The organism is Flavobacterium sp. TC780 (assembly GCF_056783245.1).
Map to the genome: position 1 here is coordinate 1 of NZ_JBXBAV010000130.1, position 11,035 is coordinate 11,035.

6 protein-coding genes are annotated in these 11,035 nt (G+C 31.1%); all 6 read right to left on the reverse strand.

Features of this window, described 5'->3' with window-relative positions; translation table 11 throughout:
• Positions 1-1,350: hypothetical protein (locus tag AC1RYN_RS14120; RefSeq protein ID WP_481807467.1), on the reverse strand; the 1,350-nt coding region annotated here is incomplete at its 3' end.
• Positions 1,316-7,159, reverse strand: a complete 5,844-nt coding sequence (locus tag AC1RYN_RS14125; protein ID WP_481807468.1) for a hypothetical protein — start codon at positions 7,157-7,159, stop codon at positions 1,316-1,318. The genes AC1RYN_RS14125 and AC1RYN_RS14120, both read right to left, overlap by 35 nt.
• Complete coding sequence (locus AC1RYN_RS14130; protein ID WP_481807469.1) at positions 7,150-7,386, reverse strand: hypothetical protein; 237 nt, start codon at positions 7,384-7,386, stop codon at positions 7,150-7,152. The genes AC1RYN_RS14125 and AC1RYN_RS14130 overlap by 10 nt, the downstream gene beginning before the upstream one ends.
• A gap of 955 nt (positions 7,387-8,341) precedes the next feature.
• Positions 8,342-8,956: a hypothetical protein gene (locus AC1RYN_RS14135; RefSeq protein WP_481807470.1), complete on the reverse strand. Its 615-nt coding sequence runs from the start codon at positions 8,954-8,956 to the stop codon at positions 8,342-8,344.
• Entirely contained in the window at positions 8,946-9,170 is a 225-nt protein-coding gene (locus AC1RYN_RS14140) for a hypothetical protein (RefSeq protein WP_481807471.1), read from the reverse strand. Before AC1RYN_RS14140 ends, AC1RYN_RS14135 begins: the two co-directional genes overlap by 11 nt.
• 642 nt (positions 9,171-9,812) lie before the next feature.
• Positions 9,813-11,024 (reverse strand): hypothetical protein, encoded by a 1,212-nt coding sequence (locus AC1RYN_RS14145; RefSeq protein ID WP_481807472.1) that lies wholly within the window; start codon positions 11,022-11,024, stop codon positions 9,813-9,815.
• Between the last annotated feature and the right edge of the window lie 11 nt (positions 11,025-11,035).

Here is an 11,035-nt window from a genome sequence, read left to right on the forward strand (position 1 = left end):
AAGGTTAATACATGCTCCTGTTGTTAGGGAGGCAGCACCTAGGCGTAATGGCTGCTTATCAATTGGTAATGTCAACGGTATTGCACCCTCTATAACTATTGCTTTATTATTCCACATTCTGTATTCAAATTGGATGTCTAAACTGTTGTCAGTAATTTTTTTACTGTCATGCATAATCAGAACCTGAGAATAATCTTTTGAATGCAATGTTTTGAACGCAATGTTTTTTGTGAATTTTTTAACTTCTTTATTATCAATTATTTCTATGCTAGGAACACCTACAATAATTGTATACTTAATTTCTTCCAATGGCATTTTAGGAATGTTAAAAGGTTCAGGATTACGAACTAAAAGCGCTACAATATCTCCAGTATTGGTGTCGATAATGCGATTGATTTCAGTGCTTTGAGCCGGATCAAGAGGAGATAATTTTAAGATTCCCTCGATAGCACGATCAAATGGATGTTGGTATTTTAATGCCATTGAATCACTTAGCGTATCTTCTTCTCCAATAATTATGTTGTTTAAAGCTGTAATTTGATCATCACTTAAATTTAGTTTTACATCAAATAGCGCCTTACGTGAATTAACGACAAGTCCAGTATTATCTTTTTCTCCAATCTCATAGCTTTGTACTTGTTCTTCAAAGTTTCTGTAACGTGAGGTTTGGAACCCAAATTGATGTACAAGAACATTTTTACCTTTATTTTCGTCTAGATTTTGGCTAGTATCAAAATAATTATTTGCTAAAAGCGTATACAATTTTGAAGGTTTTAAATCTGTTAGCTTTACACTATAACCGTACGATTTTGGTTGTATAGGATCTCCAAGCGTTACTTCACATTCCATTTCAGGTTTTGAATTGATAAAATTATTTAACAATTTTATGCCTAAAAAGCAATGGTCAGTATCACTTACCCATTCTTCCCCTTTTTTCATTTTTTCGACTTTAGGATATTTGGTTATTTGGTCTTGTAATGGATACGGAATAAGCAAGTCATTAAGAGGATCTTTAATAATAAGGTTTAAAGCGCCTGCCAGCTTTGGTCTAGAAGTCTCATAGTTTTCCCAATCTTTGAACATATGATACGCATAAGGGTTTGTAAAAAATAATGAAACCTCACATTGCTTATTTCCATAAAAAACAGGTTTAGATTGTAATAAACTTCCATCGGCATTAGGGTAAGAACGGTTGTAATCTATATACTGCCTTAAAGATGTTAATGGTGATTTTGCCAAATCGGTTAATTCGTTTTTTGGAGCAGCTGGTGTTACAGGATCAGCAACAGGAAAGTGACCTATAGGCCCTAAAGTTTTAAAAACCATAATAGTATTTAAACGATGTTTCATTTTTATCATCTACAGTATCCAGTAATTCAAAGTCTAAACAATAGGTGGTATTTGGTCTCCAAATAGGCTGAACAGTATTTTGAATAGCTTCCCTCATAGCTTTATTATTTTCTTCTACATCTTCAAAAGAAGGTATGGTTGTATTATGAAAGTAACTTTCTTTAGTTAACCAATCGATGCTTTGTATAAAAGTAGTGTACTCTAATTCTTCATTTTCGGTATTACTTCCTCTCGAGCAGATTACACTATTTACAGTAATTAATTTTGAAGTTCTAGTTCCTCTTGTATAGCTTAAGTTTGTATCAGTATTAAGCTCAATTAAACTAGTAGTTCCATTTGTTAAGACTAAGTTTGATGATGTTACTTCAACTTTCTTTATTGGATATAATGCGCAGTTATCGAATAGATCATTAAATAGAGAGAAATAAATGCCTCTTTCATTCGGTCTAGAAGAAAGCATTAGGATTTCATTAGCTACTGGATCGTTTTGAATAGTAATTATAGACGCATTATCTGTTGTACTATTTCTTTTGATTAATCTTGTAAGCCCTAATGTAGAATTGAATACAAATAAATAATGTTCATTATAAGCCAGAATTGAGTTATCGGTTAAGGTATTATTTGATAAAGAAATAGCCGAGTCAAAAATTGCATCGTTTTTAACTATCTTAAGAGAGGTTCCATTAATTTGAGCTATACCAAATTTCTCATCAGCTAATTTAAGCGACATTAAAATTGTACCATTTGCAACGATTGCATCAGTAATTTCGGTGACAGAGGCATCAGAAACTACTTTTGTATCAGTTACAGTTATAGCTTTAGTAGCTGTGTTAATGCTAATATTAATAATTTTTTTATTTTTTGTAATTAAGCTAAATTCAGTACCACTATGCTGAAGTATTTTAATTGCTATTTCACTGATTTTTGTACGATGAATAATAGTACGATCACTTCCGTTAATCCAGTTAATTTGAGTTCCATCAGTTACTGTGTTAATCCAAAGCAGTTCGTTGTTATCCAGAGGTAATAATTTGTTAAAACCTATAGAATAGGTACTTAGGTATTGCATTCCAAAATTCTGATTCAATTCAGAATCAAGTTCAATAATGGCTGTTGAAGCCATCGGATTTTGGCAGCCTACAACAAAATCATAGTCAATAATTGCTTCTCCAATTCCTTTACATTGTTTAGCATCCATGCCTTGAGTAAGGAACAAATTGCCATTGACTACTTGCATTGAAGTTACCACACCATTTAACAAACGCTCTCTTAATACTCTTCCATTAACATCAATTTGAACAATAACTGTTGTGTTTGGTTGTGGATGGAATGAAATAAGGTAGGTGTTATTAAATTTAAAGACTTTATCAAATGCATAAACGGCTTTTCCTTTATATCCATAAAAACGAGTGAAAGAGCGTGTAGTAGGAGTACCAATAGGAGTACTATTACCAGCATTTATTCGTAATTGTGCTAATTCTGCAAGTAACGAATTGTATTTTGGCATATCACTTGGAAAAGAAATAGAGATTACTCCCTCAGCGTCAGTATAGGTTTTATCAAATAGTGCTGCAAGTTCATTTCTAATTTCTAAAATGCGTTCTGTATTTGCAGATAAAGGAATAATTACTATTTTATCAATTTTAGTTTTTGAAATAGGATCACTATTAGCATCAAATAGAGTTGCACCACTTCGTAGTTCCTCTTTAGAATATGTTAGTTCCTCGGAAGCCGTTGTTTGAAAAGGATTTTTTTTCAACAAAATTTTTTCATATTTAATGAGATTTGTCTTTTCTTCGATAATAGCAGTGTAGGCTATTATTTTTACATCTTTTGCTCGAGTGGTAAGTTGCAAAGTAGGCTCAATAGCCGATTTTGGGAATATAATTTCTAACTGATTGTAGTTTTTAAACGATAAAGACTTTCTATAACCAAAAGTGTTGTTCTCTCCTGTAATAGTCATGAAATCACCACCCTCAAGTTTATTTTTTTCAACAACATCGGGAAGATCTCCTATGAGTTTAAAAAAGAGACCATTGATTTTTTCTGCCTCATATTGCATAGGTTTATAAAAGCGTTTTCCAATTCTTTTATTAAAGAAATCGATATGCTCTCTTTTTATCTCATCTGATTTACAAAACAATTTAGATGGAGTAATTCCGTATTGTTCCGGAACATACCAACCCGGTTCTCCAGCACTTAAAAATGAAAATGGATTGGTTGCTAAAACTCGGATACTATCATATTGATCAATTACTTTTTGCCATTGTGCCCATGGTAATTTCCCAACTTTTTCCCTGTCTTTTTGTTCTACAACAGCTTCAAACGGATGATAATCCTCCCATTTATTAGAAGTATCATTCCATGATTTTAACCCAATTGATTTAATCGAATATTGATGCTTTACCTGACGTAATGGTTTACCTGAACGACTGGTACTTTCTGGAGGCATCAAATCGGTATAATTTTTTGCATCACCAGTAAAACCTCCAATTTTGGTCTTTAAATCTGGATTAGGCAATAATCCTTTAGCCATTTTAATGTCGATGAAAGTATCTAAAGGAATTACTTTTGTAATAGCATTGCCATCAGGAATTGTGCTAAAATAATTAAGAGGAAATGCCTGATTTGTTAGCATATGTACTCCTTTAACCGATTCAGAAGTTCTGTTATCCTGTGCGTCTCCATGTGTTCCCATAGGAAGTGGGCTATAAGGAGTACGGTCAATTATTCTGTTTATATCCCATTTAAGCTCAATTGTAAACTTCTTACGTACCTTAATAAAACCAATTTTTAGACGTACACTTAATTGTATTTCAGCATAAATTAAAAACGGTTTAAATGACTCGACAGAGAATATAGTGTCTAATCCAATTTCTACTTTTACAATCCAAATTTTAATCTGAATTCCTCCACCAGCAGCAATGTAACCACCCATTTGTGGACGCTTGAACGAAATTTTCCCTCCTAATTCAAGATAAGCCCACATTTTTACTCTGGCAGGTCCAAAACTTCTATCTACTTTATACTCTAATCTAGCACCAGCTTCAATTCCCTGAGCAGAAAGCATAATAAAGGCTTTGGCAGTGAATAGATTTAATATTCTAGCCTCAATCGGATCTTTTCTTGATCCAATATTAACATACCAGGGTTTTTGATTTTTGAAGAAAAATCCAGCCTCTAATAAAGCATGTAATTTAAAAATTTCCCCGCTATCTTTAGGAATACTAAAGTCTGCTCCAGCAGCTAATTCTAATGAATCATCACCAAAAGCAACCATAGCAAAAAACGGAGGGTTGCTAGGATCATCTTCAATAAGTCCTAATCGTCCAGCAATAACGTTTAATCCAGCTTCAATATAAAATAAGGTAGGCAAAGATAATAACATCATTGCGCGAAGAGACAAGACGTGTCCGCCATCAGCAACAGTCCCGAAGGTAGCTCCAGCTCCAATAGAAAATGGAGAGTCATATTCTAAAGATTCAGGTGGTCCGGTGAATTTTTCTAAATTTATTCCAGGTTTTGGATGTTTGTAATATTCGTACCATGATTTGTCTTTAGTTAATCTTGCTGCTTCTTTGGTTGCTATATATCTATATCCTAATAAACCTCTAAAAGCAGAAATGGAAAGGAATCCTAACGGAATAGGAGTAGGAAGATCAACATGAGCTTCTACCAAAAAGGCAGGGTATTTAGGCATGAAGCTCATATCTACACTACCAGAAATTTTTGCTTTTGGTAATTTTAAAGAAACTTTTCCTGTAAATTTTTGAGAGACTCCAGGTTGAGGTAGAGAAATCATTCCGTTAATAATAGCCATCGCAGATGATTTAGAGGCTGATCCAGGAATTATTAAATCGACTTCGATGGTTTGAATTCTTAAAAAGTCGTCCTCATAGCCTTCTTCAGTGCAATAGTAATATTTAACACCTTCTCCACGAGCATCTACACCTAATGGATTGATACTAATAGCACCATCAAATCCCCAAAAGTTATATTTACGGTCATTAATTTGAGTAGATCCAAAATTAACGTTAGAAATCGTCATTTTAACTGCCCCAAGGTCTAAAGTTCGATTCAATGGTATTGGAATAGAACCACCTTCAACCTCGATATTACCATCACTGTAAATACGAAGTTTTTCGATGTCAATTCCTTGACCCTGCATGATCTTATTCATTATTGGGTTTGGAAACGAAACATAACATGAAGTTCCTACATAAAAATCTTCATCTTGCTTCCCTAGTTCGAAACTAAAGAAGTCAAATTGTACAAGATTAAATAAAGTGGCTGTTGGAGCACTTTCTTTTTCAAAAGAAGCGGTAAGATTAAAATCACCGTCATCGTATAAATGGCCTTCAAGTGTTGCGTGGAAAGAACTGCCGTCTAGGTTTTTTAATTTATTTATAATTAACTGCCCTTTAATGTTTGATCCAATAACCTTGTTTTGTTTGAAAGAAATATCAAATTTATTGAAGCCAATTTCAAAACCGCGGCTAGGAGAACCAATTTTTTTCCAGAGTGTATTTTTATCTTCAAGTTTCGATAAAAATGCTTGATAATCTTTAGCCTTATCAAAAGTATAAACAGTAGACGGAGTAACAGATGAAGATACTAATGTAGACTTAGTTGTTAATGTTAAAGGATAATTAAATGGATATGGCAAACTGCTGATAGCATTTAATTCTTGTAAATAAACAAGTAATTCGTCGTAATCTGCAATTTGTTTTATTTCTACAACATCAGTTTCTTCGTTCTTTTCGAACATTATAAGTGGGTAGGCAAAATCGAATTTGTCACCAAAATAACTAAAAACACCAGTAGTTACGGGAGCCGTTTCCAGATAGATGTCTCCAGAAAGCCCGCCGGTTCCTATCAATAGATCTGATGCGCCAATTCTTAATGTTGTGGACGTGCTTCCTTGGCCTTCTTTGTCAAAATCATGAAACCATTTTGAAGGTAAGGTTACTGATACAGCACGGGCATATACTCCAATAAAATCATCAGGTCTGCCATCCGCTGTAGCTTCAGGAATATTTGTTTTTTTACTTAAATCCAGTTTTAAAGTGTCTAATTCAAGGATCATTCCGGTATTACCAATCATTGCATATTTAGAAGGACTTAAAGATCCCCCTAATTCAAATTGATATCCAATTCCAGCTTGAGTATCAGCAGAAAGTAGTGCTTGTGCAAATCTAAATTGTGTTTTAGGATTTGGATTCGTAGGGTCTGTATATGGAGATCCATTGCTAGTTACAGGTTTCAAATATGAATTTGGAAACTCAATAGCAGCACTCAACTGTAGTGTTACCCTTGCTTTTGGGGTAATGATATTTTTGATATAGCTGTCAATATCTTCAGGAATCAGGCTTTTGAAGAAGTTTTTTACATTGTTGATAGAATTTTCTACGCTTGATTCATCCAAAATGTAAAATAAAAATACTGCAATTGAAGCCTCATCGCTAAATTGGTTTTTAATAGCTAAAACTAATTCTCTAGATTTGTTATTTGAAGAAGGAACCGGGATAGTTAAGCCAAATTCAGTATTAAAATCATTTACAAACTGTTCAACTTTTGTTAGATTATCACTTTTTGGAGTAACAAAATTGTTAATGATTAATGTTACAACTTCTTCTTCCGATACATTTAAAATTTGTAATCCAAGTTCAAAAAAATCTTTGGGAGAATAAGAAAAATTTTGAAGATTGAAACTTCTTAGATATGATAAAACTAACCACTGATACTCTACAGTAACAGGAAACGATGATATTGTTGAATCAGTACTGTCAGGATTAAGAATTAAAAACATTTCTGTTCCTGAATCTGAAACTGTAATCTTTGGTTTGAAACGATTGACAGGCCATAAAAACCGGATTCGCCTCTTGGACTAATATTTGCTTGGAAATCTTTGATATAGATTTTGTCAAATAGTAGCTTAATTCCATCTTTTATGAACCCTAAAGCATCTGGAAAATCATCCAAACTTACTACAGTCGACAACGAAGGGTAATATTTTTGAGTGGTAGGTGTTGGCATTTTTATTATTGTTTAATTCAAATTATTATTTAATTTTTTGTTGCTAGAATTAAAAAAACGAATCAAAATTTTACTTTTTAAAAAACTTGTAAAGTGGTATTGATTTACGGTTAATTCTATTTAATGTTTTCCTTTCTTAAGGAAAAGGAGAATTAGTTTTATGTTTCATTTAAAAGATGATGTAATTAAAATTTCTCATAACGTTTTAGTAGAGAATGTTCTTCTTATCCCTGTTTACTCTGATCAAAAAATCAAATAAATTGAACTTTTTAAGCCCATCTATTGGTTTGTTCTTAGCAAATTTGATCGATTTTTGAGTAGAAAAAAAACAATTGTTCGTTTGCTTTACAACTATGTAAAGTAGTTGTAAAGGCATGTAAAGTCACTGTTCACTTGTTTTTCAAGATTATCTACGATAGTCTTTATCTTTTTAAAATGAAAGTACTGTTGAATGAAAAAGGGAAAGTTTTAAGTGGTCTACAAATTGTCTTTGATAGTTGTTTCTTTTGAGAAATATTGTAGAGATTAAATACAGGAATTTTTTCTTATCAATTTAAATTGAAAGAATTTTTATTATAGTATTCTTGATTGAGAATTTCCCCTCTAGAGGATAAAGTGTTTAATTAACCTCTCAGGATATATGGATGAAGTAAAAGGTCTGAGAAGTTAATCATCTAAAAAAGAATTATCTTTTTTAGATGATTAAAATTATGGACTGAATTGTTTGATTGTTTTATGATAAGTGCATAAAATGTCAAAAGGCTTTCTTTATGTAGAAATATTTAAAATAATCAGTAAGATTCGCCTGGTATTTTTTGTATATTATTACCCTGATATGTTTGAGTTTTATTTTTTTTTTAAGTATAGAAAGATTTTCTTGTGTATGTTAAAATCTAAGTAATATGAAAAAAGTACAAGAGATCTTAAAATCATTAAAACTTTTGTTTTATTGAAACTACATCAATTGCTGTTCTCCTTCGGATAGGATTTCGCCTGTTTTAGCGTTGATTATAATGTATTTAAAATTACCTTCAATAGTGTTTATATCATATTTTATCTTGTAAATAAGTTTGCCACTTTCGTTGTCAATTCCTCGATTAACAGATCTATCTGATTTACCATCATTTAAATTTATATTATGAGTAATTTTTACTTTTTCAATCAAATCGTAAACAGAAAAAGGAAAGTTCTCATCTTTATTTATTTCTTCAACAATTTCTCCATTTTCGTTATATTTTCTATAAATACCAATTGGCGAATTATAAAAATAAGTTCCTGATTTAATCATTATATTATTTTTTTTATTATAAATAATATAATTATAAATTGATTCATTTTTTTTTCGTTTACTTTCAAAATATGTTTCACCTTGATCCCTTAATTCAATAATAGTATCATTTTCATTTAATTGTATTTTTTGATTTTCCATATTTATTTTTTTTATTTTTTTTAAATAACTGTTGTTAATTTTCTTCATAACAATAGTATTTTTTTTTATACTTTCTTCTTTTTGCCCATTACATCCTATTAAAAAAGCACAGACAATACTAATTACTATTCTATTCTTCATTACTATAGTTTTTAATGTTATTATGCATTATTTTCCACTGCCACTGCCAGAGACTTTTTCTAATGTCATGATTATAACTCATAATATTATCAGTTGCTCGTTGTCTATCAAAAGCAGTTGAACCTGTACCAGCATATGGATATGTATATTTTTGATTTGAGTCTTTAATAACTCCATCTGCATGTGAGTGAAATAATCCTAATCCATGACACACTTCATGGGCTAATGTTGTATCTGATCGATTATTATACATACATGCACTATGTTTTCCTATAGCTTGTGCATTTCCCGACAGCTCCCTTTGATGCTAAATCAAAAGCATAAATTCTAAAATAATTTTTGTATTTCTTATCAATTATATCTTTCAAATAATCTTGTTTTTCGTCATATTCTTGCTCTGGTGTAGCAGGGTATATTTCATAAATTTCACCGATGTCACTAATATATTCACCTGTCGTTTTAAATTTTTCATCCGCTCTAATGAAATTTAAATCTGGACCTTTTTCAATATCGGCAAAAATATGTGCTTGATATAAAACGTATTTTAAATTTGCTATTTCAGTTGGACTGATTGTAGCGACTTCCTTAGTTTCATCACCTTCAATATCGGTTGTTGCTTCTATTAAAACGATTTTTATTCTTTCTCTATTTTCAATAGCATTTTTACAAACTTTTATTATACCTGCTAGTTTTGTTTTTGGTAATTCTCCTTCCCGTTGTGAAGATGCTATAATTTTAATGTACTTATTTGTTTTTAATTCTTCATTGCAAAATATTTGGATGTCAAAATCTTTTATACCAATATTTAAATTTATAGGTAAATTTGCAGTAATTTCAAATAAGTTAGTATCATAATCTAGTCTAATTTGGTTAGATTCTCATAAATTTCTATAGTAGCAGTTAAATTCGCTCCATATGGAGGATCTATTAATGCTGTTGAAGTAGTTGAAGGATAGATATTTAAATAAGGTACATAATAAAGATTATTTTGTTTTGTTGTTATTCTAATATACTCTCTTTTTAAACCTTGAAAAGCTTCTTCTAAGACCATAGCCGTACTTTTTAACTGAACAAATTCCATTCTAAACCCACTCATGTTTTTATATCCATTTAAAATACTTTCTTCGTATCCCATTTCTATTCCTTTCGATAATCTCATCCAATCAAAACCAAAGGCTTCTACAGTATTATTTTTGGGCTTAAAATTGACAACTGCTTGGGCAAGTTCTTCGACGAAATTAAATTTTTCAGAGAACTCTTTTGTGAAAAAATAATAGCCATCAACAGTATATACGTATACTTCATTTTCTGCTGATGGGTAAACAATTTTATAATTCACACCCCAAAATAAGTCAAATGTTTCAACTTTTACACCCAACTTATATTTTTTAAAGAGGCTTTTTTGAGTAATATTAGTATCGTCTAAATGAAAATATATATTTGCGCTAGATTCAGGAATATGATTTGTTGTATCACTAGTCAGACTATTAAAAACAACTTTCTTATAATCATCATTCATTAGTCCTAACTGCATAAAGTTAGTAATGTTGCCCTCGGTTTCAAAATTTATAAGTTGTAAGGTTTTGAAAGGTCTATTATTATCATCATCATCATTTACTTGACCCTTCCAAACTTTATAATCTTTGTTGCCATATTCAAATATTCCATAATCATCGTTTGTTTGTATTGTGCTGTATTTAATATCAACAGAAGAAGTTGGTTTTAAATGCGGATCTAAATTACCTTCTGAGTCGAATTTTTTTAATATATATATTTTAAATAAATCATCAGCAGAAGATTGATTCTGAGGATTAATGTATGGAATACTTGTATAATGCAGATTACTGATACTAGACTGACCATCTATATATCTATTTTTTGTTTTACGCTTTTCACTTCCAGATTTTCTTATGTTTTTTTGTGAAAATTGATCGTTTACTTTTATCAAATGGTCAATTTTTACAGGTCCGAAGAAATCATTAAAATATTCAACTTCTTTTTCTTCATGATTAATATAAATAAAAGTTGCAATATTTTTAAGGTGCTGCCTCCCTAACAACAGGAGCATGTATTAACCTT